This window comes from Reichenbachiella sp. MSK19-1, from assembly GCF_003590315.1.
Taxonomy (GTDB): domain Bacteria; phylum Bacteroidota; class Bacteroidia; order Cytophagales; family Cyclobacteriaceae; genus Reichenbachiella; species Reichenbachiella agariperforans.
In genome coordinates, this window is the sequence record NZ_MIER01000002.1 from 1,777,506 (window position 1) to 1,801,854 (window position 24,349).

The following is a 24,349-nucleotide window of genomic DNA, read 5'->3' on the forward strand; positions in this document are numbered from 1 at the left end:
AATATATCTTAGTTTTTCAAAGATCATCTGTATTATGAAAGAATTCTTACACATCGAGTTATTGCATATAGGCGACTATCAAATCATGGTGTATCATATATTGGCTCTGGCTGGCATATTTATTGGCACCAAACTGATACTCTTTATCACCTACAGGATCTTTCTTCGCCAAATCAAAACGAAGAGTTATGACGAAGGGCGCAGCTTGGCTTTTTATCAAATCATCAAGTATGTTCTGATCGTAGCAGCGATAGCCGCAGGACTAGAGACCATGGGAATCAAATTGACGCTCCTCTTGGCGGGCTCTGCCGCATTGCTGGTGGGCTTAGGTTTGGGGATTCAGCAGTTCTTCAATGATCTGGTCTCAGGATTGGTACTCCTCATAGAGGGTACAGTGACTGTCGGGGATATTGTAGAGCTCGATGGGCTCGTAGGCAAAATCACCGAGATCAATATGCGTACATCCAGCGTCGCTACACGTGACAACATCATGATCATAGTCCCAAACTCCAAACTGGTCGGAGACAATGTGATCAATTGGTCGCACAATCGTGAAGCCACCCGGTTTCATGTAGAAGTCGGCGTAGCGTATGGTACAGACCTCAATCATGCCGAACGGCTCATCCTGCAGTCAGCCTTGAAGAATAGCTACGTCGCAAAAAAACCTGAACCCTTTACTCGGTTTATAGAATTTGGAGACTCCTCTTTGAACCTTGAAGTATACTTCTGGACGAGAAACATGTGGGAAATAGAATTCGTCAAAAGTGAGATTCGAAAAGAAATATACGCTGCATTTAACCGTGAAAATATCACGATACCATTTCCGCAACGAGACATTCATGTACATTCGAACCAAAAAAATTAAACGCACAACATGACTACAATAGATATCGGATTAACAAGGAGGCCATTTCATCAGCTGCACTTCTATTTATTATAATCTCTCTATTCCTACAAATCGATAAAAATAACACGCGTAACCCAACAATAGAATTTCTTCACGGTGACACAACCCTTCCACTATGCTGTACGGAAAGATACGATGAAGGTACTTCCCTCTCCTATGACACTCTCACATTGGATGGTAGCTCCCATAGCATCTACGAACTTCTTAACGATAGATAGCCCTAGACCAATGGACTCTTCATTACCTGTAGGCCGTGCACTCAGCTGCTGATATTTAGTAAAGAGTAGTTCTTGATCCTCTTCTGTTATCCCTTGTCCTTCATCTCTCAGACGAACGATCACAGTCCTACCTGTACGCTCCAGTGAGAGGTAAATATTCGTGTCTCTATCGCTATATTTAATCGCATTGGACATCAAGTTGTCAAAAACCTGCATAGTATACTTGGAATCGATTAGTGCCTGATAGACTTGATCGTCATAGTTCTTATGTATGACGATATTCTTTTTGGAAGCTACATATTCATAGTTATCGGCTACTTTGTTCACGAGAGTGGCTACATCACATGGTGTCATATCCAAATTAATCTTCATATCCTCAACAGCACTCATATCCATCACTCGATCAATCATATCACGCATATTATCTACGCTATCGTTGAGCATACGCGTATAATTGCGCTGCTCCTGACTGCTCACATGATCTAAATTGACTAGTGACATCACTCCCTTGATATTGTTCAGGGGACTCCTCAGATCATGAGCAACCATACCCATGAGGGTATTTTTCTCTTCATTGATTTGTACCAGTTTCTGATTGTGCCGCTGCATAAGGTAATAAGACCTCCCTAAGCTAATTCCAAGAATCAAGATCAGTGCTAGAATAAGATAGAGATTGTTGGTGTTAGATACTTGCTTGTCCAACCGAGCCCTTAACGCAAGGTTTTCGGCTTTTTCCTTGAATGCTAATAGATGTAGCTTCTTTTCAAATTCATAATTAGCAGTTACTTTAGACACCTCTGACCTCTCTTGATCCGACAGTAGTAGGTCTCTCGACCTCTGATAAGCCTCGAAATAGCGAAGAGCAGTTCCTAAATCTCCAACCTTCTTATATATTTTATAGAGTGAGAAATTAGACTTGACACGTTCTTCAATAAGTTGAAAACGTTCGCAAAGTGCCAAGCTCTCTTTTAGATGCTTCAATCCTTTGGACAAAGCGTGTGTTTCAATTTGAATCTCACCCAAATGCCTGAGCGCACTTGCCACAAGCATATGATTCTGGCAGCGCTTGGCTAACAAAATAGCTTGATCATAATACCAACTTGCAGAGTCATATTCCTTTTTAATTCCATAGAGCTCTGCCATCCCTTCATAGGGATAAGCCAAATCACAACCTCTTCCTGCTTTTTTGGTCAAAGTAAGTGAACGCATCAGAACCGCTTGCGCTCTTATCGTATCCTTTTCCTCTAGAAAAATACAGCCAATGTTCCCCAGCAAGTAAGCTTCATCCTCATCCAATCCTAAAACATGTGCTTTTTCAATGGCTGACCAGTACAGCTCTTTAGCCTCAGCACTCTTTCCTATTAGCTCATACAAAATGGCTAAATTATTCGATACTATAATTTCAGCGTTAGTATCTGTACTTCGTTTGGCAACTTCCAGTGCACGATAGTAATACTCAAAAGCCTTGCTTTGATCCGATAGTTCATCATAGATAATCCCCAGCAAGTTCCATATGTGCCAAGCATTCTGATTAGTTCCTAGCTCCTCATAGTACTTTTTTGCCTTTAGGATATGCTGCATCGCTAACACATTATTTCCCAAAGAATTAGCAATACTACTAATCCCATAGTGAGCCTCCGCAGCTCTATAAGAGTACTCCATCGAGTCAGCTAATGTCAAAGACTGAACATAATAATACATCGCAGAATCCAAACTATCCAAATCGTTCATATTCTCCCCATAGGCAAAGAGCACATCTGAAATCAATTTAGTATCTGCAATTTCCTCTGCCAAAGTTTGGGCTACCTCAAGATTCTTAAAACTGTTTGCAAAATTACGGGTTTTGTTTAGGCACTCTCCTATATGGTAAGAGCTCTTCGCCTGTCCCCATAGGTAGTTCAGTGAAGCGGAAATATAATAAGCCTGCTCGGCAAGTTCGAGTCGGTGCTCTCGGTCGTCAATCGCACCAAGCACTTCAAATAGCATATTGACTTTTTGGGTATCCGCAGGCATCAAGGCTAGTTTTTCGAGCATACTCTTCTGATCCAGCTTTTGGGATAAAGCGGAGAAAGAACAAAAAATAAGTAAAATGGAAAATTTAAACATGTATTTCCATTCACTGGTTGAACCAATCATGACCTATCATTTTATTTTTTCTCGAAAATGATACTGCTGCTATTCAGTTAGTCCTTGGTTATCAATCTTCAGAGCTCATAGACTCTTCAAGTCCTTCTATGTCTAAATCATCCAGATCAATCTTTTGATCCGCATGATCTAGTCCCCCTATTCCCGTAGGGTCAATACTTTCCATGCCCTCATCAATTTTTTGTTGCTCCAAATCATCATCCTGACGTGTACTATCTTTCATTTCGATCGGATTTTTTAATTATCAACTAGCCATGTTTTACTATAGTTTCTACTCCCACATACATGTAGAGAATGATTTACTTGTCTGAGTTATATTCAAACAAACACCGCAACAATATAGAAAACTATTTTAGCGCAGATATTGAACAACGGTATGAACCATGACATGTCAACGCTACTGACGAGAGGAATAAACCACACACCTCTCACATTCTAAGCTTAAAGTTCGGGTAGTAAAGAAACGAATCCAAGGATTCGTCAATTAATTCTCGAAATATACCAATTATCAAGTAGAGAAGCGATTTGACTTTAAATGTATCCTTCCATTATAAACATAGATCAAGGCCTCCCTTTTAAAACTTATACTATTAATCTCTATCCCCCACGGAACTAAAGCCTAGAAAGGTGCGTTGGGTACACACTAAATCAAACAGTGTTCAAAAAGAATATCATGACCAAAGAAGAAACGATCCAATCGGCGGTAAAAGACGCCTATACTTTCGAGCAGTACATCGCCCGCATCGAGCAACTACACACCGAAGAGAAAGCCACCAGTTTTCCTGACAATAAGATGTACTACGACTACTCCGTACTGGGTCTGGCACGCATGCAGCGTGTCTACAAAAAGGCAGAATTAAATCCCGAAATCACCCAAGCTGTCGCAACGATCCAAAGCCCCCAGCACTGGGTACTGATCAGCGAATCATGGTGCGGAGACGCTTCTCAGACCGTCCCCGTCATAGCTCGAATCGCGGAGCAAAACCCTAATATCACACTGCACATCGTCCTAAGAGACTCCAACCCCGATCTCATGGAGTACTACAAGACCAACGGTGCGACCTCCATCCCGATCCTAGCGATTCTAGATGAGAACTGGTCAGAGCTCACCGTATGGGGACCTAGACCTGCTGTCGCTCAACAAAAAGTCATGAACTACAAATCTACCCCCGAAGCAGAACGCCCTGCCTACGAAGAGCTATCCAAAGAAATACAGAAGTGGTACAATGCAGATAAAGGCATCAGTACACAAAATGAATTGGCAAAACTCATTAAATAGACAGAAATCCAATAACTTATGGAGTCTCGTATCTATCACATACAGACTCCATAAATAGAACAAACAAATGTCCGAAAGCCTGACCCTCGCAATCAACACCCTCGCTCCTACATTCGATCTCACTGATATCTTTGGCAGGCGGATCAACCTCAAAAACTACCGTGGTAAGCGCGTCATGGTCGGCTTCTTTCGTCATGCAGGTTGCCCGTTTTGCAACATACGTATCCATCGGTTACAAAAAAAACATGCGGCGTTCAAAGCGTTAGGCTTAGAGATGATCTTCTTCTTTGAATCCGAAGAAAAAGTACTTAAGAACCACGAGTTTCATGTAGATGTGAATCCTATTCCTTTAATATCAGACCCAGACAAAATCTGGTATCAGAAGTATGGCATAGAATCCTCTGGTGTCAAATCAGCAGTAAGTCACGTGACTAGTTTTTTTCAAACCGTCGTAGAGGCCAAAATGAAAGGACTGCCTGTACACATGATGGAGGGCAACGAGTCTATCAAAACAATCCCTGCCGAGTTTCTCATCGACGACAAAGGCATGGTACGAAAGGTACACTATGCCCGCAGTCTGACCGACCGCATGAAATTAGAGACTATTTCGAAGTTTGCCGAAACTGGTAATGTATAAATAAGGACTAAAAATCATCTCTGTTTTTGAGATAGCTGGTGTGAAATGGGTTAATTAGCGAACCGAATCAAACAAGCACACGAGATGAAAAATTACTTCCTGTCCATAGTACTAACCCTAACGATGGTACTGCCACTTGTGGGACAATCAGACAAGTACCAAACTAAAAGTGACCTAGCATACTACAGCAAAAAGCTCCAAAAAACAGATAGCTATATAGCTGAGCGGTGCAAACTAGACCTCTACTACCCTACAGACTCCGCTAACTTTGCAACCATCGTATGGTTTCATGGCGGTGGACTCACTAGCGGCAACAAAGAACTCCCTGCACGTCTCAAACAACAAGGGGTAGCCATCGTAGGAGTAAACTATCGCCTCTACCCCAACGTAAAAGCACCCGTCTACATCGAAGATGCCGCTGCTGCCATCGCATGGGTATTTGAACACATCGAAGAGTTCGGTGGAGATCCTAACAAAATATTTCTGTCCGGGCACTCTGCGGGTGGCTATCTCGCAAGTATGGTCGGAATGGACAAACGCTGGCTAGCCACTCATAACATAGATGCCAACCGTATTGCAGGGTTGATTCCTTTTAGTGGTCATACAATTACACATTTCACTGTTCGAGAAGAAAGAGGTATCGCAGGAACACAACCAGTGATCGATGATCTAGCACCACTCTACCACGTGAGAGCAGATGCACCACCACTCCTACTCATCACTGGTGATCGTGAGATGGAGCTACTCGGTCGCTATGAAGAAAATGCCTTTATGATGCGCATGATGAAGGTCGCAGGACATCAGGACACACGCATCTATGAGATGGATGGCTATGGACATGGCATGACTGAGCCGGCATTCCCCCTACTCCTCAAAGAAGTCGAACGCATTGTTTCACAGTGAATTAGATTTTTAATCTAATCTGAAAACGATCAATCCATGCTGTGATCTGTATCACCAATACAGCAAACAGTATGGATTTGACTAACCCCAATGCTCCTGTTGTAAACATATCTGGCAAGTCCCAACCCACCAGAGTCAATATGGGATAGACAAAATACGGAATCAAATAACACGTGAGCGTACTATAGCCTGCCGCTGCAATCGGTTTTGACCAACCCGTCATTCCCTTTTGGTCTGTCAGCACAAATAGAATGACAAAAACAAGGGTCGTGATCCCAGCACAGATAGTCGTCCAAGAAGGGGTTGCAAGAATTTTGGAAATCCCCCACTCTGGTCGTGTCAAAAACCCAAAGGCCAACAAGACACCAGACAAACCTAACAAGACCGGCACGAGGTATTTGGACTTACCCTTCTTGATCATATAGGAGTACATCACCGTCACCCAGACACCCAGCATGACACTGGCGTGATTAGAAGCACTCACAACCAGAGTGAAGTCTACTCCACCGAGGTGCAAAAACTCATTTACGTTCATGAATACCAATACAATACAGGCCGAAGATATCGCTAGTATGCTATCTCCTATCCATATATAAAGCACTGCACATAGAAGGTAAGCCCAACCAATCAGCCCCAGTATTCCCCACCAGTGAATCAACATCCAGTCTCCACTCGCACTCTGATAGATCACTGCCAAAAAGAGTAAAATGCTCCATCCGGCTAGTTTCATCACCACGGTCGGTATGGTATTCCACACCTTAGGGTTTCGGTAGTTATTCCAAATCAGTACAAAGGCCAGTGCCATCAAAATCTGCCAGAAAGGCTTACTCACTATCATCTGACCATCATCGATACTTTCCATGTTGACCATGAACAGTCCCATGACTACCAAGGCAACCGTTCGACTCAGGATATGCAACAGTACTTTAGGTTTGGATTCTCCTTTCTTTATGCGGGCCTTGAGAGCATGAGGAATAGATAGTCCTACGATGAACAAAAATGCTGGAAAGACGACATCAGCTAGTCCCATACCATCTACATCTGCTGCCTTATGTTCGAGCCATTCAGGTATCTCGGTCAGAGACCATAGGTCATTGACGAAAATCATAAGCAACATCGTCAGTGCTCTAATTATATCTATCGAGGCAAGTCTATTACTTTTCATTCTGACCAAGATAATTAATCATGGCTTTAAAACTAGCAACTTGATCCATAGCAGATTGGTTGGTACTCTTGCCATAGTAGGCATCCAAGAACGAACCAGCGGGACTCCATACCGTCTGCATTGTCCCTAGATATCTCGAACGCATACGTGGATTGCTATTTTCTTGAAAGAACCCCATCATCTCCATGTGTGCAGTCGTAACCATTGCTTTGTTCCAAAAACAAGAAATCACTGACAGTCCCTTCGTTGCAAAGAGTGCAGGAGTAGGCTCTGCTACATCATAGTGCCAGTCACATATCACCACATCTTTAGGGATTAGGTCAACAGCTGCTTCTGTACTATTGTAGCTACCCTCCCACATACCTAAACCACTCGTTTTTCCTTCGAGTAATCGATCTCCCCAAATCCAAAGCTTACGATCTGAAGTTGCTAGATGATCTCTAATGCGTCCGACCTCTGCTGCATATAGTTCAGCTTTGTCTTGCCCACCACATCTGAGGCATTGATCATCACCTATGTAAAACACCTCGTCCATTCCTGCATGAAATGCCGATGCTTCGAAAACTTCCATGATCTCATCCACCAATGCAAATACTACTTCGTGCACCTGAGGATGAAGCGTGCAATAGCTCTTGCAGTAGAGACTGTCCTCGTTCGGCCACTCGTACTTCTTGGGCATCTTCACATGTGGTGTTTCGTCAAATTCGGGATATTCTTGTAGCAGTTTCTCCAATCCTGAAGCCCAAGACTGGTGTCCTAGCAAATTGATCTGTGGGACCAATGCTATATTTTGAGATTGCGCTGACTTGACTAGCTTCTTGATTTGTGCTTTCGTGAGTGGGTCTTCATTTCTTAATTTTGGATAAGACTCATAAGAATAATTATAATCCACACGTAGCACTAAAGTATTGATCCCATTGGGCCCGAGTTCTTCTTCCATAAAAGAGATGAATTCATCCAGACGATCCGGAGTAGGTGCAGCTATCGCAAAACCATATAACGTAGGCATAGCCAATGTATCATTGGTCACAGACTGTCCCCATACCCCAGTGTACAAGACAGACATCCACAAAATCAATATCATTTTTCTCATGAGTCTAATATACACTTCTCATGCTACCTAGTCACATATAATCGCTAAACCGATTCACATCATAGCCTAACAGCACTTGCCTTTCGATTGGTTTATTCAAACTCCTCTTTCATTTCAAAAATCTAACTATGAAATCACTTCATGTTACTTTTCTCAGGAAAAGGCTCAAATATTTTATTCTTTATTTCACCTGAAAAAATATACAGCTCACCGATTTCCACTTTAGTAGTATCAGAGCTTGCCCTATCCTTGCATCGTAATCAATTTCAAAAAACGATAAAATTACGAACATGAAAACGACACTAAAAACAATCGCCCTGACTCTATTGGTAACTATGACTTCACTAGCATACGCTGGAGAAAAGTCTGAAAAAATGGTTAGTCCAGAACTAAATGTTCAAATCACGGCTATGTCTCAGTCGAAAGTATTGGTAGCCTTCAACAAGCTAGAAGGAGAAGTAGTAAAAGTAAAAATATATGACGCTACTGGATCATTGATCTACCAAGATAAAGATGTCAACAACGCAAAGTATGCCAAAAGATTTGACCTATCTGCTTATCCTGCTGGTGAGTATGTATATGCAGTATCTAACGATGTATACAGTGTCTCCAAAACTGTGGAGTTAAAATAAAGAAACTGAATAAGAATAAGTTTATAACTTTTTGGAATCCCAGACGTGACACGTCTGGGATTTTTTTGTTTATACACAGGCATTTTCGCACAACCTATGGGTCAGTCGGTATGTCTGGGGATAAAAATCAATATTCGAGATTCATTATTTCAATCATTTAAATATTACCTCAAAGACTCATAATAGGTGATTATTTTATAAAAAAAAAACAATAATGAATTTCGAACAATGAATCTTGAATAACGAAGTGATCTACTACCTCTACCCCAGAAATACGGAGTGATCCCAACCTATGTGCTTGCCAAAACATAGCTTCACCTCACCCGAAGCACTCACCAGAGACATGCTAACCACCTAAATAGTTAGATTAAAAACAACCTATAAAAATTATTTCATCTCACAACTAATCATATTGGCAGAATAATGAACAGATCTGGCAGTATTAAAAATTCAACCCTAGAGACTTTTACAATGGTAATAAGTTGTGTCCCCCTGAATCAACCCATACAAATTTAACCTAACCGAAAAGGGTAGCTGAATGGCTACCCTTTTATCATACTGCCTTTCTTATAATATTCAACCACTCCTTGAGTTACACTCTCACTTTACCACAGTAGTATCTCTATCGAATGGCGCATTTCAATTCACCATATACCCCCATATTAAACTGGGATTATGTATTAGAAACTCTCCATGAAAGCATCCTTTAAAACACAGTCCTATCCTAAAAAAAAATAGACCTAAAGCCCATTTTCAAGCAATTATCACTAATAATGACAGGATTTTGAACTGGTTTGGCAGGAATAGAAACTCACATTAGTTGACTTTTACAACTGTAATAAGTCGATACCCCTGAATCAACCAGCATAAAACTTAACCTAACCAAAAAAGGGTAGCCAAATGGCTACCCTTTTATATTTTCATCCAACCTAAAATCAAATCAACCTACTATTTATTCAATATAGATTTAAGGTCCGCCGGTGAGTAATCGATAGACTTCAGTGTTTTGTCATCTTCCTTTCTATAGACCAGAAATAGGCCATCCTCTTCTTTGATATAGCTCTCAGTATTTTTATTTTCTCGATAGTGTTTCACCGTTGCTTCCGCTTCTTCGAGAGACTTGCATGCTTTGCTCATGTTAGAGCGTTGCACTTCATCGAACAGTTCTACGAACTTGTCCCCCAAACCAAATTCCAACACCGCACCAGATAACACATACTGTATATCACAGAGCGCGTCAGCGATCTCTACCAGGTCTTTGTCCTTGATCGCTTGATCGAGTTCTTTTAGCTCCTCTGATATCAGTTCCACACGCAGTGCACATCGCTTTGCATCTGGGATCGCAGGAGTGGTAACGATAGGGTGTTTAAATGTCTTATGAAATTCTGCTACTTGATTGAGCGCGTCTATTTTTTCCATGGGTATATATTAAGATTCGAAATTAGGGATTCATCCTGAGATGGCACAGCCTATCATCAACAAACTGAGCAACTCTATCTATGCTTGTCTTCTTTGCGCATAGCTATTGTCAAACAGTAGATAAAACCACCTATCACTACCCCTAGGATAGTCACCATACTGATGATTGCTTGTACGCTCATTGTTTGATTGCAAATTTCCTGTATAAAAAACTATTGAGAACAACACCCACGAGGATCACAATCCCCCACTGGGTGATAATAGATGCATTGCTATAGGTATCGAACATATTCCACTGTCCTGCTTCGTCCCACCATGGATGACTGCTAAAACCCTGTGACATCCACCAGTAGATCAGTACGCACCCCAGCACCAGGTTACAAACGACTGCTCCCTGAAAATACCGTGTAGAAATCTGAAGATCTGAATGCTCATCGATATAAGTCTCCTTGAACCGTTTCAATCCAAAAACAGCCAAACCGAATAATATAAACATCCCAGATAGAATTAATCCAAGCCCCCAGACCCAGTCCTGATTATTGAAAAAATCCAGTGAATATGCAGAAGGAAATCCAAAAAAGATAAAGAACCCCGCCACCCATAGCATCACCTGCTTGCGCTGTAGCCCAAGGTCTTGAAGGTTTCGCCCCATCAACTCTAGCATAGGTAGCAGCGAACTAAAAGCCGCCATAGATAGCGCAGCAAAGAACAATACAGATAAAATCCCGCCCCCTGGCACATGCGCAAATAGTTCTGGTATGACCGTAAAAGTCAGTGCTTGGTTACCTTGCTGCAGATATGTAATTGCATCTGCTTCTGAGCTTGCCAATGCAAACACCGCTGGCAAAATCGCCATACCAGCCACCAAAGAAGCCGTATTATTACCCAGAGCCCCTATAAATGTATTGAGTGCTACGTCTTCTTTCTGACGAGAATAAGAAGATATCGTAATCATCAGTCCCCACCCTGCACCTGTCGACCAAGCCGACTGTGACAGGGCTTCTATCCAGACCTTACCGTTAGAAAAGTGATTTATATCGATTGCAAACATGTATTCCAAGCCTCTTACTCCTCCATCCATACTAAGAGACACGAACACAATAACCAACAGCAAAACAAACAAGCTCGGAATCAGCACTTTGTTGGTTCGTTCAAGTCCCTTTTGTACTCCTTTGGACAGCACCCATACGCCTGCCATCACGCAACCAATATAAAGGACTAGTGTCACAAGACTACCATGAGACACCTCGGCCCAGTAGTCCTGCATATAATTAGGCTGAACTGCCAGTTGCCCCAAAAGAGATGTATCACGAAACAACTGATCCACAGAAAAAGTCAAATACCTAAGTGACCATGCTGTCACTACTGAGTAATAGAATGCAATCCCTAAAGTACAGAGTGTGATAAAAAAGCCCATCCAAGTGTAGCGTTTGCCTGCCAGGTGTGCAAAAGAGCCAATGACTCCTTTTCTAAAATTTTTACCCATAGAGAACTCCGCCAGTAGTAATGGAATCGACCATATAAACAAAAATACGATCCATAGGATAATGAATGCCCCACCATACTGTCCTGCCAGTCGAGGAAAACGCCAGAGATTCCCTGCCCCTATCGCCATCCCTAAAGAAGCGAGTATAATTCCCCAACGGTTACTAAAATTTTCGGTATTGCTCATGTAATGCCGAAACTACACAAAAAGAGGCGGTCTCAAAAGCATATATGGACATTGCCTGAGACCGCCCCTAGTATTCAACCTACCTTAATTGTAATTCTTAAATCTTGATCAGCTCCAGATTCATCTTAACATTGACATCTTCCCCTACCACAAGACTCCCTGTATCCAGCGTATCGTTCCATGTAAGGTTGTAATCGAACCGATTGATGACAAAATTGGCTTTAAAAGCACTAATCGTTTTATCACCCAGTTTCGCCATTCCACTATATTCTGCTGGGAACGAAACCTTTTTGGTCACATCCCTAATCGTCAACCAACCCGTGATCACATACTCTTTGTCACTTTTTTTGACGAATGATTCACTTCTAAAAGTCATCACAGGATACTTTTCTGCATTGAAGAAATCGTCTTCCTTGAGATGTTTATCTCTCGTTAGGTTCTTTGTCGACAAGCTACTGACTTGGACGACAGCCTCTATTTTAGCTCCTTCAAAGCTATTTCGTTTGGATTCCACATCACACACAAACTCAGAGAAGTTACCTGTCACGGTCGATATGGCCAGATGGTCTACTTCGAACTGAATGTTGGAATGAACAGGATCACTCTTCCACTTGGTCTGTGCGTGGCTCATCGGTGACACCAAAAACAGCACGCACAACATGGCGGCAAATAGGTAATTTGTCTTTCTCATAATCTTAGGTTTTGCTTGATTTAATATAATCAATTTTGCAGACAATTCCCATAGCTCTTTGACCTAGATTGATATTGAACTAGATTCGAGATTCAATTTTAGATTCTATGAGTGAGTACGGTTTTTGGTCATTGGTACCATCTATATTGGCTATCTTTTTAGCCCTGCGAACAAAACAAGTTTTTCTATCTCTGACTCTCGGTATATGGGTCGGCTGGGTCATCCTGAATGGCGGCAACCCACTCACTGGCACGATGGACACTCTAGCAGCTTTCGTGGAGGTGTTCAAAGACGGTGGCAATACACGTACGGTTATTTTTACGCTACTTGTTGGATCGTTGATCGCATTGATTCAGCGCTCAGGAGGTGTAGCAGGCTTTATACAGTGGGTATCCATCCGCCTAGAGAAAAAAGCCAATGATACCAAGAGTAGAAAAATGATTCAACTTTATGCAGCACTAACTGGCATGATCATCTTCGTTGAATCTAACATCTCCATCCTAACCGTAGGCACTTTGTACCGTCCTATCTTTGACAAGATGAAAATCCCGAGGGAAAAACTAGCATACTTAGCAGACTCCAGTTCAGCTCCCTCATGCATCATTTTCCCTTTCAATGCCTGGGGGGCTTTCATCATGAGCCTATTGCTGGCTCAGGGATTTGACTCTCCTTTCAGGTTACTATTCAGTTCTCTGGCATACAATTTCTATCCATTTCTGGCTATCGCCATAGTACTCTATGTCATTCTGAGCGGCAAAGATTTTGGGCCTATGAAAAAAGCCGAAGAGCGCACACGTACGACAGGACGAGTAATTGCCGAAGGCTCTACTCCCATGATCTCTGACGAAATTGCTCTGATTGAAGCGAAGCACGAGAACAAACTTCGGGCGTACAATATGACGATTCCCATCCTCGTCATGATCCTATTCATGCCTACTATGCTCGTCTATACAGGATGGCAAAATGGTATGACAGGCTCTTGGATCGAACAGATTTTCACAGCTATCGGCAATGGATCGGGCTCTACAGCCGTAATGTACTCCATCACCGCCTCCATCGTCAGTGCCATGCTCCTATACAAATCACAAAAGATCATGGGACTCAAAGAAATGATAGACCTAGCCATCAAAGGTATGTCTGGCATGGTATCACTGGCACTATTGATGGTATTCGCCTTCACGATCGGTGCGCTATGCAAGGAACTCGGTACAGGGCTATACGTCGCCCACATCACCGAGGCATGGTTATCTCCCAAACTAGTCCCAGCCATCGTATTTGCGACGAGTTGCTTTATCGCATTTAGTACAGGGACCTCATGGGGTACTTTTGCCATCATGATCTCTATAGCGGTCCCTATGGCACAAAACATGGACAGCAATGTCAGCATGGCGATCGCAGCTGCCATAGGCGGTGGTGTATTTGGAGATCATTGCTCACCCATCTCAGACACAACCATCATCTCATCGATGGCCTCTGCCAGTGACCACATCGATCATGTAAATACGCAGCTTCCCTATGCCGCGATAGCGGGCATAGCTACTTTCACATTATACTTGGCCATGGCTTGGATTATGTAGTGATGTTTATAATAAGAGATAAAAACACAAGCTATCTTTAGAGATGTTATAAGTAAATGCATCATGCCCAACCTCTCTTCTGGGCATATCCTGCCAACCAGACTAAAAACACCGCAACCAACACCACCATAATTGGCATCACCACAGCTCCTGGCCCATACACCTCCGTGGACTTGGCGATAAACAAACTGTGGTACATCTGAACAACAATCGCCACCAAGGAAACTAACAACACCATCCGAGACCAACTTGCACGCAGCAGCAAACCAATACTCCCTAAGGTACCTCCGAGTACTGCCAGTGCAAACGCCACATAAGTCCATGCGGGATACTTGGCATACAAATCTCGTTCAGCCTCTGGCATAGCCTGTAGTGCTTCGTCTGATATCAATGCATGATACAAAAATGAGCCTACACCCATCAAATTCCATAGTAGCATCAGAATCATCACGACCCAAAACCAAATCGGGATTTTCACATTCTCAGAAGTTTCCATTTTTCGTTCGTTTAGGTTTTACCAAATACCTTTCTCCTCATTATTAGACATTTGTGATTCCTAAAATAATTGATCTTCGCATCAAAAGCCAAAAGCCCACCTAGGCACTCACAAGCTTGATCCCAAAACACCATACCCGTTTCCAACCAAAATGTATTCTCTGGGGTCTTACTAGTCAAGCATCAAAACCTACACCATGAAAAGCTTTTCTTATCTATGGGTCATTACCACTATTCTAATGGTAGCCTGCGAACATGACAGTCCAGAACTCTATTACACGCCCAACCCTGTCGACCTATCTCTCCCAGCCGATGGGCAAGCCTCTCATTATATACGCTATACCACGACCTGCGAAGACCTAACAGGAGAACTAGAATACAGAGGAGACACGCTGACATTAGCCATATCAGAAAGGAATGACAGTCTATTCTTTCAAGAATACTACACCCAGCTGTCCACAGCCTATACAGAGGATAAAATACAAGACACTATAATGCACCACTTTGAAATAGTCGAAAACGACCTATTGATTCGAGACCGCTTGATGTCTCAGTTATTCTATTTTTATGGCAATGACACCATCCACCTCACCCCATCGGGCAGATCGGTAATGCGCCAAAAAGGCTGTCGAGTATTTTTGAAAGACGTTGTATTCGTGGGTGATGAAATTGGTCAACTCGATCATTTTTTGATGGCAGGTAAAAGCATCCATCATCAAACCGTCGTATCCTGTGTTCCTGATTTCTTTGCACTAGAAGGTTATTTACTCTATTCCCCCAATGGACTACAGCTCAGCCACACGATCATCAATGATAGAATCACTGGATGGATTAAACTCTAGTCCCGAACACCTCACATATATAGCTTTCACTTCTTTACGAAAGTATCCAGATCTCCTTCGAGTAATATAGTGTAGTCTCCAGGGTTCAGTCTTTTAAGAGGTATTTTCTTAGCCGTCCCCTGCAAAATCACTTCACCATTGGCATTCATGATTTCGAACCGTGCCTCGCGAGAGAGATACATATAGTCCGTGACAACTTTGGGAGAGAAAGTCACCCCATCTGGATAGTGGTAATACTCTAGTTCCTCAGAGTATAGATAACGACCGTTAGGAAGTTCATAGCGAATACGATATTTGTTACCTCCATCATTGTGTTCTGGAAAATACACATACGCTGCCCCATCAAACCTCCCCTTGGCTCTTACCGTCATCACTTCATCCCATCGATCGGTCTTGAGTTGTTCGATGATGAACTGTCCTTCTCGTCTATCCCCCTTGGTGTACCAGTGCAGTATCGAATCATTCATCACCAGACTGTCGAACTTAAAGGATGAGTAGTAAAGGATCGCTTCTGGGTTCACGATCTTTGGTTGACAGCTATCGGCATGATTGATCTTTATGTTGACGGGAGCATATTCTTTGACTCCATCAAAATGTAAGCTTATTGCTGTCAATTTTAGGTTGGCCTTAGACTCTTGTCCATTCACATGGATGGATTGGATACAAAAAGAATTGGTAGCGACCACATATGGGTTTTTGATGTAGAGACTCTCCCCCTTGTAGACTCCCGTCATGTGCAACTGCTGAGCCCAACTCAACTGCGCTATCAAAACAAACCAAATGATGCTAAGGTACTTCATCAACTCTCCACAAGATTTTAATCCTAATTACTAATATGCTATCACAACTGGTCTGCAACTCCATGACCGACTGTATCGATCAAGGTTGATCTGACCTTAAAATTATACACATATACATAGAATACAACGCCGACCTAGTATATAAAAGAAATCAGACAGCAAACGACCTAAACATGACTCTAGTACATTGACCGAACCCTCATCACCTCTGGTCATGATCTAACCTGACCGCAACATTAATCGTCAATATTCGATAGAACTTTGACGGGAGTTCATAAATTTGATCCCAAACAAAGATAATCTGCATGAAGCGCATCGTACTCCTACTATTGATTCTCATCTCAGTACAAGCCAAAGCTTCCTATCTATTCCTACCGATGGACAATACCCAGTCCAATCACCTCAAAGCCTATGGTATTTCTTTTTGGGTACTACAAAATGATATTACGGTAGACTGGCTACTCAACTACAAAGGCGGTTCATTCCTATTCAAATACTACCAGACCTTCGAAAACGAACTGATCATCAGAGGCGTGAGCTATCAGGTCATTTCTGACGCACAAGCCAACAGCATCTTATCCGAAATCGCCAGCCCTTCCTCTAATATGGATGCCATGACCTTAGATAAAGTACCCAAAATAGCAGTTTATTCTCCAAAAAGTAAACAGCCTTGGGACGATGCAGTCACCCTCGTTCTGACCTATGCCGAGATACCCTATGATGTAGTGTTCGATGACGAACTGATGTACGACGAACTACCCAAGTACGATTGGCTGCACCTCCATCATGAAGACTTCACGGGACAGTATGGCAAGTTTTACCGAGTCTACCAGCACTATCCGTGGTATCAAGAACAGCAGCGAGAGTATGAAGCATCGGCACGAAAACATGGCTTCAACAAAGTCTCCCACCTCAAACTCGCCGTAGTAAAAAAGATTCAATCTTATGTCGCCAGCGGTGGATTCCTCTTTGCGATGTGCTCTGCGACTGACACCTATGATATTGCACTATCCGCTGAGGGCGTAGACATCTGCGAATCGATGTTTGACGGAGACCCCATGGATCCCAATGCCCAGTCGAAGCTCGATTACAACAAAACCTTCGCTTTTGAGAATTTCATTTTGGAAAGAAATCCCTATCAATATGAGTTCTCCAGTATAGACACCTCGCCTGCACAGCGTGGATTGCGTGAGGAACAGGACTACTTTTCGCTTTTTGAGTTCTCTGCCAAATGGGATCCAGTACCCACCATGCTCACCCAAAACCATGAGCACACCATCAAAGGCTTCATGGGACAAACGACTTCATTCAAAAAGAAGCTCGTCAAATCAGATGTCGTAGTACTGGGAGAAACCCCCTCTATCAAAGAAACCAAGTACATTCACGGTATCTTTGGCAAGGGATTTTGGACCTTCTATGGAGGACATGATCCCGAAGACTACCAGCACATGGTCAGCGAAGAACCGACCGACCTGAACCTACACCCCAATTCGCCAGGCTATCGGTTGATCTTGAACAACATTCTCTTCCCCGCAGCAAAAAAGAAGAAGCAAAAAACATGATCCCCATATATACCCGTATCTCTACTGGTTTTGCCCTAACTTCGACACCTCAAACAATCCACCAATAAGCATATCATTATGGACAATAGAAAACTCTTACCTTTTGTATTCATCGGTGCGATCGCACTCATCGTAGTAGTCAGCCTTTCGTCAAGCCTGTTTTTCAAAGTAGAACCTGCTGAGCGCGCCGTGGCATTCTATACCCTGACCGGTAAACTAGACAAAGACAACATCATCAGGCCAGGATGGCACTTCAAAGCACCCTGGACCAGCATCTACACCTTTGATGTCTCAGAGAGCAAAGTCGAAGAGAGCATGGATGTTTTGGACAAAAATGGTCTATCCATCAATGTAGACGTATCGGTACGATTCACGCCAATGAAGGACAAAATCGGTGAGATACAAGAAAACTTCAAAAGTAACTACATCAACGTTTTGGTGATCCCCGAAGTGAGATCATCAGTAAGACAAGTGATGGGTCGCTATACTGCAGAAGAAATCTACTCTACCAAGAGAGCGGAAGTGGAAACCTCCATCAAGACAGAAACCGAAAAAACGCTCGCTGCACCACAAAACAATGTGATCATGAAGGCGCTCCTGATCAGGTCAATCAACCTACCGGCTCAGATCAAACAAGCTATCGAAAACAAACTCCAGCAAGAGCAAGAAGCCCTCGCCTACCAGTTTAGATTAGACAAAGAGAAAAGTGAAGCTGAGAGAAAGCGAATTGCCGCAGAAGGCGAAGCGCAGGCCAACAAAATTGTCAACTCCAGTTTGACCCCAGAACTACTCAAAATGCGCGGTATTGAAGCTACGCAAATGCTCGCCAACTCACCGAATGCAAAAGTGGTCGTAATTGGCAATGCAAAAGATGGTCTACCTCTCATATTAGGTAATAATTAGACTTCTTTTTGAAGCAAATTATTTTAAATTCGCAATAATTAAATGTCGTAAACATATTCAGTAAATAATGTCAGAAATAGCAGAAATAAAGGTAGGAGATAAAGTAATAGAACTGCCAGTCGAAGTAGGTACCGAAAATGAAAAAGCAATCAACATAGGTGCTCTGCGAGCGCAATCTGGACTGACAACATTAGATCCGGGATACAAAAACACCGGAGCAACCAAAAGTGCTATCACCTTCTTGAACGGTGAAAAAGGAATCCTAAAACATAGAGGCTATACCATCGAAGAGTTGGCAGAGAAATCTACCTTCATCGAAGTAGCTTATCTCTTGATCTATGGAGACCTACCGACTCAGGCTGAGTTGGACAAGTTCAGAGGTGAAATCACTACACACACGTTGGTACATGAGGACATCAAAAAGATCCTAGAAGGTTTTCCTTCTACAGCACACCCGATGGGCGTACTATCTTCTTTGGTTACTTCGCAGACCGCATTCTATCCAGAATCTTTGGATCCTAACAGATCTGTAGAGGAAGTGAATCTGAGCATCATTCGTATCATTGCGAAAATGCCAACATTTGCAGCTTGGGCTTACAAAAATCAGATGGGACACCCTGTAGTATATCCAGACAATAGTCTTGATTACTGTGGCAACTTCCTCAAGATGATGTTTGCACTACCTACAGAAGATTACAAAATCGATCCAGTAGTCGCGAAAGCACTCGACACGCTATTGATCTTGCATGCAGACCATGAGCAAAACTGCTCTACCTCTACAGTAAGAATCGTAGGTTCGTCTCAGGCTAGCTTGTACGCTTCGCTTTCTGCAGGTATCAATGCACTATGGGGACCTCTACATGGTGGCGCTAACCAAGCAGTGATCGAAATGCTAGAAGCAATCAAAGCAGATGGTGGAGATGCTGACAAGTACCTCGAGAAGGCTAAGGACAAAAACGATCCATTTAGATTGATGGGCTTTGGACACAGAGTGTACAAGAGCTTTGATCCTCGTGCTAGAATCATCAAAAAAGCTGCGGACGATGTCCTAGACAAACTAGGAGTCAATGATCCTGTATTGGATATCGCTAGAAAACTAGAAGAGAAAGCATTGAAAGACGAATATTTCGTACAGCGTTCTTTGTATCCAAACGTAGACTTCTACAGCGGTATCATCTACAGAGCTCTCGGCATCCCTACAGAGATGTTCACCGTGATGTTCGCTCTAGGTAGACTACCAGGCTGGATCGCTCAGTGGAAAGAAATGAGAGAAAACAACGAGCCTATCGGTAGACCAAGACAAGTATACGTCGGCGAAACAGATAGAACCTACGTGGATATCAACAAGAGATAATCCTCGTCTCAGACACTATACAAAACCCTGTCTTTCTTTGAAAGATCAGGGTTTTTTTATAGCCAATTTCAAACTAATTTAGCTTTCAAATTCAACGACAAAATAAGATACGATTATGTACGAAATACTACTCTACACACACTCCTGGCTCAGATGGGTCATCTTGATCCTAGCCGTCATCACGATATACAAATCCTTCGTGGGCAGCAAAGGCAACATCCCCTACTCAAAGGGAGACAATGCTATTGCATCTGCATTCGTAGGCTGTATTCATTTGATGTTCTTGCTCGGACTCGGACTATATTTCACTAGCCCATATGCTTTCAATGCCTTTGGTGGTGACGTATCTGTGATGAAAAATGCTACGCTGAGATATTGGGCAGTAGAACACATCTTCGTCATGATCGCTGCGGTTGCTGTGATCACCATCGGAAAAGCCAAAGCCAAAAGAGCTGCTACAGATCAGGAAAAATTCAAGAAGCAACTGATCTTTTTTGCAATCGGTCTTGCACTGATACTCTCTAGAATCCCGTGGGGGGAGACTGCCAGACTTTTTAGATTCTAAACCATAAACATATACCAATGAAAACCAATCTTTTGCTACTCGTCTTCATGCTATGGGGATTCGTGTCACGTGCGCAGACAGATGTAAATCTCAACATCGTCAACCTACTACTATTCGAAGCATCTGGATCCATAGATAAAGGCATCAATGAAAACCTGAGTTTTGGTGGCTTTATGGGCTATTACTATGGTCTACCAGATCTCTCAACAGAGGATGGATACAACAATTTTTTCTACATCGGCCCAGAATTGAAGTACTATGTACTCCCAAAAAATGGTTTGGATCGTTTCTTTGTCAGTGTCTATGCCAAATACAGCAATGGTGAGGCAAAAGCCGCCGACTGGGATTATTATGGAAATGGCGCTCTAAACCAACCCGTGTCGAAATACAACAAATTTGCCTTTGGCATAGGCTTGGGGTCCAAATGGGTGACAAAGAGTAACATTATTTTCGGATTCTTTGGTGGTGTAGACAGAAATCTTGTCTCTAACTATGACAACCAAGCCTATTTAGACCAAGAACCAGGAGACACTGACGATGAGCACTTTGGATTTAAGATTGGCGCACACGTAGGCTATAGATTTGGCACGAACAAAAACGACTAAACGATGAAAAAACACCTGTACACATTACTCTTAGTGCTCACGATGACCACTATCAGTCACTGGGCATCTGCCCAGCATGATTTCCAAATCAACCTGAGTAATCTGATTTTGTATGAAATCAATGTCAATTACGAATTCTTAGAACTTAATGAAAACACGACACTAGGAGCATTCGGGGGCTATGTCTATGGTTTTCCTGATCAGGACGATCATCGCTACTATTATTTCGGACCAGAACTAAGATTCTATCCCTTCCCCATCAAAGGAGCGGATTTATTCTTTATCGGGATATATAGTAGATATAAAAATGGCTATACCGATATGGAAATCACGGAAAATGGCTATAACTCAGCAAATAACGAATCCTTTTACAACACGGAAATTGTACAATCTGACTACCAAAAGGTTGCCGTAGGTTTCAACCTCGGCATGAAATGGGTCACGGATTCTAACATCATTTTTGGATTCAATACTGCTTTAGGGAGAAATGCCTACTTCCACTACGAAACACCGCAATACCAGAGTTCTATCAAAGACCAGTCAGACTCAGACTCCTATAATAAGGACGAGTACATCGATAGCAATGACAGTAAATATTGGGATTTTCGTATTGGCGTACACGTAGGCTACCGTTTCGGGCGCACTGCTAAAGCATCGGAGTAATCCCAAAATCAGATTTCAGGCTCTGATACACCTTGTGAATCGGCAATCCCATGACCGAGTAAAAAGAGCCTGAAATCTGCTCAATGCCTACCATACCTATCCACTCTTGGATACCGTAGGCTCCCGCCTTGTCCATCGGTTGGTACTTCTTTACATAGAATTGAATTTCCTCATCTGATAGTGCGACCATCTTGACCGCTACATGGTCGCTAAAGCTAACTTTTCGCTGGTCATCAGAGATGCAAACGGCTGAGATCACCGCATGACTACCACCAGACATCGCACGTATCATCTCTACAGCCTCCTGTTCAGAGGCTGGTTTACCCAACACTATGCCAGCATTGACGACTATTGTATCAGCAGTCACCACGATTTCATCCTTGAGCACTTTACGGTACGCATCATTCTTTTTGATGGCGAGGTACTCGGCAACTTCCTCCGCAGGCATCTCACCATAATCCTCCGCGACCTCCATCGTTTTCACTTCAAAATCAAAACCTACCTCCTGCATCAACTGCTGTCTTCGTGGCGAATTAGACGCCAATATCAATTTATTACGCATTGTACTTTATGATTTATGATCTCCGAGACTGCCATGCCGATGACTTTTGATTGTTGGGGAGCTGGGTAGATTTAGCTTGATCCAAAACATGCACCGCCATGATCGCCGCGACTTCTTGTGTCTTTTCATCTATGGGATTCAAAAGCGCAGGATCGAAATATTTGCTTACAAACCCAGTATCAAAATTTCCTGACTTGAATGCCTCATGATTGATCGCAAACTTACAAAACTGTAGTGTGGTTTCTACCCCACCGATTCGAAATTCATCGATGGCACGGCTCATTCGCTCGATCGCTTCTGCTCTATCTTTTCCCTTGCAAATCAGCTTCCCTATCATGGGATCATAGTGTGTGTCTATTTTCATCCCCTGCTCAAACCCATCATCCACTCTCACACCTACTCCTTGTGGTCGCTGGTATAAGCTCAGCGTCCCCGTCGAGGGGAGAAATCCATTCGTAGGGTCTTCAGCATACACCCGAATCTCTAAGGCATGCCCATTGATGTTTAGGTCATCCTGCCCAAAAGACAGCGATTCACCCTGCGCTATTTTGATTTGCTCTTTGACCAAATCTAACCCTGTGATCTCCTCCGTTACACAGTGCTCTACTTGCAGACGGGTGTTCATCTCTAGGAAGAAAAAATTAAGGTCACCATCGACCATGAACTCTACCGTACCAGCCCCTACATAGTCACATGCCTCTGCCGCACGTACTGCTGCTGCCCCCATCTCCTGTCGTTTGGTCTCCGTGAGAACCGACGAAGGAGCTTCTTCGATCACCTTCTGGTGTCGGCGCTGTACACTGCACTCTCGCTCGAACAGATGCACGGTATGTCCATGCTGGTCTGCCAAAACCTGTATCTCGATGTGCCGTGGGTTCGTGACATACTTTTCAATGAAAACGGCATCATTGCCAAAAGCAGAAGCAGCCTCGCTAACTGCACGTGCCATCATCGACTCTAGTTCCGCTTCATTCTCAATGATCCGCATTCCCTTGCCTCCGCCACCCGCTGAAGCCTTGATCATCACAGGATAAGACACCTCGCTTGCTATGCGTTTGGCTTCTTCTACGTCACGAACAGCCTTATTGACGCCAGGTACCATAGGCACTTGATGCTCGGCCATGAGGTTTTTAGAAGTTAATTTATCCCCCATCAACTCCATGGATTTGGCACTCGGCCCTATCAATACAATGCCATGATCTGAAAGTGCTCGTGCAAACAAAGGGTTCTCGGACAGAAAACCATAACCTGGATGTACGGCATCAACATGCAAATCCTTACAAACCTGAATCACTTTATCGATATTGAGATACGAATCACTCGCCACTGCATCCCCAATACACACCGCCTCGTCCGCAAAACTCACATGAGGCGAACCACGGTCTACTTTGCTATACACTGCGACAGTAGCGATGTTCATTTCACGTACTGTACGCATAATCCGAAGGGCTATTTCACCGCGGTTAGCAACTAATATCTTCTTGAATTTCATCATGTTATGGGCTATTAGTGGATTAAGATCATCAAATTTCATTCATTCCATCCCCTGTTGAGAGCATAGAAACAAACCATTAGCGTCTCCTTTTTCAATATCTCCATTTTTTCACACAATCCATAATCTGTTCATACGGGTTTATATTATTCATGCTACTTAGTATAA

25 protein-coding genes are annotated in these 24,349 nt (G+C 43.0%); 13 read left to right on the forward strand and 12 right to left on the reverse strand.

The genetic code is table 11. The annotated features are described in order from the left end of the window. Positions 1-34 precede the first annotated feature (34 nt). Entirely contained in the window at positions 35-865 is an 831-nt protein-coding gene (locus tag BGP76_RS07250; protein WP_073123337.1) for a mechanosensitive ion channel family protein, read from the forward strand. Positions 866-1,020: 155 nt separating this feature from the next. Here the strand turns inward: BGP76_RS07250 and BGP76_RS07255 are convergent, their stop codons facing one another. Beyond that, positions 1,021-3,261, reverse strand: coding sequence for an ATP-binding protein (locus tag BGP76_RS07255; RefSeq protein ID WP_119844129.1), 2,241 nt, complete (start codon positions 3,259-3,261; stop codon positions 1,021-1,023). Positions 3,262-3,322: 61 nt separating this feature from the next. Further along, entirely contained in the window at positions 3,323-3,493 is a 171-nt protein-coding gene (locus BGP76_RS20255; protein WP_158584116.1) for a hypothetical protein, read from the reverse strand. A 450-nt stretch (positions 3,494-3,943) separates the two neighbouring features. Here BGP76_RS20255 and BGP76_RS07260 point away from each other — a divergent pair, with 450 nt between their 5' ends. The 3 genes from BGP76_RS07260 to BGP76_RS07270 all read left to right on the forward strand — a co-directional run bounded on the left by BGP76_RS07260 (position 3,944) and on the right by BGP76_RS07270 (position 6,089). Continuing rightward, positions 3,944-4,549 (forward strand): thioredoxin family protein, encoded by a 606-nt coding sequence (locus BGP76_RS07260; RefSeq protein ID WP_119844130.1) that lies wholly within the window; start codon positions 3,944-3,946, stop codon positions 4,547-4,549. A 67-nt stretch (positions 4,550-4,616) separates the two neighbouring features. Beyond that, positions 4,617-5,186 (forward strand): peroxiredoxin-like family protein, encoded by a 570-nt coding sequence (locus BGP76_RS07265; RefSeq protein WP_119844131.1) that lies wholly within the window; start codon positions 4,617-4,619, stop codon positions 5,184-5,186. 84 nt (positions 5,187-5,270) lie between these two features. Beyond that, entirely contained in the window at positions 5,271-6,089 is an 819-nt protein-coding gene (locus tag BGP76_RS07270) for an alpha/beta hydrolase (protein ID WP_119844132.1), read from the forward strand. A 1-nt stretch (position 6,090) separates the two neighbouring features. Here the strand turns inward: BGP76_RS07270 and BGP76_RS07275 are convergent, their stop codons facing one another. Together BGP76_RS07275 and BGP76_RS07280 are read right to left on the reverse strand one after the other, a co-directional pair. After that, positions 6,091-7,254: a DUF5009 domain-containing protein gene (locus BGP76_RS07275; RefSeq protein ID WP_119844133.1), complete on the reverse strand. Its 1,164-nt coding sequence runs from the start codon at positions 7,252-7,254 to the stop codon at positions 6,091-6,093. Further along, positions 7,244-8,347 carry a family 20 glycosylhydrolase gene (locus BGP76_RS07280; RefSeq protein ID WP_255416075.1) on the reverse strand — a complete coding sequence of 368 codons (1,104 nt, stop codon included), beginning with the start codon at positions 8,345-8,347 and terminating at the stop codon, positions 7,244-7,246. The genes BGP76_RS07275 and BGP76_RS07280 overlap by 11 nt, the downstream gene beginning before the upstream one ends. 290 nt (positions 8,348-8,637) lie before the next feature. Here BGP76_RS07280 and BGP76_RS07285 point away from each other — a divergent pair, with 290 nt between their 5' ends. Then, a complete protein-coding gene (locus BGP76_RS07285; protein WP_147407402.1) occupies positions 8,638-8,979 on the forward strand; it encodes a T9SS type A sorting domain-containing protein in 342 nt (113 codons plus the stop codon). A gap of 948 nt (positions 8,980-9,927) precedes the next feature. On the opposite strand, the gene BGP76_RS07290 is transcribed toward BGP76_RS07285, so the two are convergent. The 4 genes from BGP76_RS07290 to BGP76_RS07305 all read right to left on the reverse strand — a co-directional run bounded on the left by BGP76_RS07290 (position 9,928) and on the right by BGP76_RS07305 (position 12,761). Next, the gene (locus BGP76_RS07290) at positions 9,928-10,398 is read right to left on the reverse strand and encodes a nucleoside triphosphate pyrophosphohydrolase family protein (RefSeq protein ID WP_073123353.1); all 471 of its coding nucleotides are present in this window, start codon (positions 10,396-10,398) and stop codon (positions 9,928-9,930) included. Positions 10,399-10,472: 74 nt separating this feature from the next. Further along, complete coding sequence (locus BGP76_RS07295; protein ID WP_119844136.1) at positions 10,473-10,580, reverse strand: MetS family NSS transporter small subunit; 108 nt, start codon at positions 10,578-10,580, stop codon at positions 10,473-10,475. Then, entirely contained in the window at positions 10,577-12,070 is a 1,494-nt protein-coding gene (locus BGP76_RS07300; RefSeq protein WP_119844137.1) for a sodium-dependent transporter, read from the reverse strand. Before BGP76_RS07300 ends, BGP76_RS07295 begins: the two co-directional genes overlap by 4 nt. Before the next feature lie 97 nt (positions 12,071-12,167). Continuing rightward, positions 12,168-12,761: a YceI family protein gene (locus BGP76_RS07305; protein WP_119844138.1), complete on the reverse strand. Its 594-nt coding sequence runs from the start codon at positions 12,759-12,761 to the stop codon at positions 12,168-12,170. Between the two features lie 107 nt (positions 12,762-12,868). On the opposite strand from BGP76_RS07305, the gene BGP76_RS07310 reads away from it, so the two are divergent. Then, entirely contained in the window at positions 12,869-14,338 is a 1,470-nt protein-coding gene (locus tag BGP76_RS07310) for a Na+/H+ antiporter NhaC family protein (protein WP_119844139.1), read from the forward strand. Positions 14,339-14,399: 61 nt separating this feature from the next. Here the strand turns inward: BGP76_RS07310 and BGP76_RS07315 are convergent, their stop codons facing one another. Then, entirely contained in the window at positions 14,400-14,834 is a 435-nt protein-coding gene (locus BGP76_RS07315) for a hypothetical protein (protein ID WP_119844140.1), read from the reverse strand. A gap of 196 nt (positions 14,835-15,030) precedes the next feature. Between BGP76_RS07315 and BGP76_RS07320 the strand changes: the two genes are divergently transcribed. Beyond that, positions 15,031-15,675: a hypothetical protein gene (locus BGP76_RS07320; RefSeq protein WP_139281021.1), complete on the forward strand. Its 645-nt coding sequence runs from the start codon at positions 15,031-15,033 to the stop codon at positions 15,673-15,675. Positions 15,676-15,701: 26 nt separating this feature from the next. Here the strand turns inward: BGP76_RS07320 and BGP76_RS07325 are convergent, their stop codons facing one another. Further along, positions 15,702-16,478 (reverse strand): hypothetical protein, encoded by a 777-nt coding sequence (locus BGP76_RS07325; RefSeq protein WP_147407403.1) that lies wholly within the window; start codon positions 16,476-16,478, stop codon positions 15,702-15,704. Positions 16,479-16,780: 302 nt separating this feature from the next. Between BGP76_RS07325 and BGP76_RS07330 the strand changes: the two genes are divergently transcribed. From BGP76_RS07330 to BGP76_RS07355, 6 genes are all read left to right on the forward strand, one after another. Next, positions 16,781-18,037 carry an asparagine synthetase B gene (locus BGP76_RS07330; protein ID WP_073123364.1) on the forward strand — a complete coding sequence of 419 codons (1,257 nt, stop codon included), beginning with the start codon at positions 16,781-16,783 and terminating at the stop codon, positions 18,035-18,037. Positions 18,038-18,115: 78 nt separating this feature from the next. Further along, positions 18,116-18,940, forward strand: coding sequence for a prohibitin family protein (locus BGP76_RS07335; protein ID WP_073123368.1), 825 nt, complete (start codon positions 18,116-18,118; stop codon positions 18,938-18,940). A 67-nt stretch (positions 18,941-19,007) separates the two neighbouring features. Then, positions 19,008-20,294: a citrate synthase gene (locus BGP76_RS07340; RefSeq protein WP_119844141.1), complete on the forward strand. Its 1,287-nt coding sequence runs from the start codon at positions 19,008-19,010 to the stop codon at positions 20,292-20,294. A gap of 115 nt (positions 20,295-20,409) precedes the next feature. Then, positions 20,410-20,859, forward strand: coding sequence for a hypothetical protein (locus BGP76_RS07345; RefSeq protein WP_119844142.1), 450 nt, complete (start codon positions 20,410-20,412; stop codon positions 20,857-20,859). Between the two features lie 17 nt (positions 20,860-20,876). Then, positions 20,877-21,464, forward strand: coding sequence for a hypothetical protein (locus tag BGP76_RS07350; protein ID WP_119844143.1), 588 nt, complete (start codon positions 20,877-20,879; stop codon positions 21,462-21,464). Between the two features lie 3 nt (positions 21,465-21,467). Then, positions 21,468-22,127 carry a DUF3575 domain-containing protein gene (locus BGP76_RS07355; RefSeq protein WP_119844144.1) on the forward strand — a complete coding sequence of 220 codons (660 nt, stop codon included), beginning with the start codon at positions 21,468-21,470 and terminating at the stop codon, positions 22,125-22,127. Here the strand turns inward: BGP76_RS07355 and BGP76_RS07360 are convergent. Beyond that, positions 22,111-22,689: a Maf family nucleotide pyrophosphatase gene (locus tag BGP76_RS07360; protein WP_073123384.1), complete on the reverse strand. Its 579-nt coding sequence runs from the start codon at positions 22,687-22,689 to the stop codon at positions 22,111-22,113. The genes BGP76_RS07355 and BGP76_RS07360 overlap by 17 nt on opposite strands. Positions 22,690-22,702: 13 nt before the next feature. Continuing rightward, on the reverse strand, positions 22,703-24,184 hold the full coding sequence (locus tag BGP76_RS07365; RefSeq protein WP_119844145.1) for an acetyl/propionyl/methylcrotonyl-CoA carboxylase subunit alpha: 1,482 nt from the start codon (positions 24,182-24,184) through the stop codon (positions 22,703-22,705). Between the last annotated feature and the right edge of the window lie 165 nt (positions 24,185-24,349).